This window comes from Pseudonocardia sp. D17 (assembly GCF_036984265.1).
GTDB lineage: Bacteria > Actinomycetota > Actinomycetes > Mycobacteriales > Pseudonocardiaceae > Pseudonocardia > Pseudonocardia benzenivorans.
Map to the genome: position 1 here is coordinate 1 of NZ_BPRG01000189.1, position 774 is coordinate 774.

Annotated in this window: 1 protein-coding gene; it reads right to left on the reverse strand. The window is 64.3% G+C overall.

The features are described from left to right. Positions 1–27: 27 nt before the first annotated feature. Positions 28–774, reverse strand: a 747-nt coding sequence (locus tag PSD17_RS25975; RefSeq protein ID WP_339124972.1) for a glutamine amidotransferase, incomplete at its 5' end; no start/stop codon positions are given.

A 774-nucleotide genomic window follows, 5' to 3' on the forward strand; every position in this document is an offset into this window, starting at 1 on the left:
GGGGCTCTCAGGGGCTCTCAGGGGCTCTCACTGACCTCGGGAACCACCCGCGGCCCAGGACAGTATCGACGTCCACAGAACCGCATAGTGCTCCCACTCCACGAACTCCGGCGGAGCCCAGTGCGGAGCAAGGTCCGAGGCGAAAGCCACAGACCGACCCCGGCCGTACTCCCCCACCACCAGCAACGGGTCATCACCAGCCCGCGCCACCACGGTGGAACCCTCCTTCGGGAACGTCCGGTTGTAGCCCAGCAACATCGGCCACTCCGCCGGCGTGCCGCCCAACACCGGGTGAGCCGGATCGCACACGTCCACCTTCAACCCGTCAGAAACCTCAACCCGGTCGTCGGTGGCCATCAAGCCCACCGGCAACACCTCCGCCAACGGGCTCATCCCATAACGCGCCTTCCCGTCGATCCCGGTGAACGACAGGTACCCCCCGACCATCACCAGCCCACCACCACGGCCCACATAATCCGCCACCAGCGAGAGCTTGTTCGGAGACTTCTCCGAACGCAGGAACGTCTCGTCCGGCAACAGGAACGAGTTCGACCCGATATCGGAGATCACAACCACGTCGAACGCGTCGAGCGCCTCCGCCGACTTCGGGAACAACGCACTGATCTCGTGTCCCCGCACATACGTCAACTCATGACCCGCCGCCCGCACACAGTCCAGGAAGACACCGGCGCCCTCCTCATACTCGGTGGAGTGGAACTGATCGAAGCCCTTCATATGGATCGTGTGCTTGATCCAGGACTCACCCGCGACCAG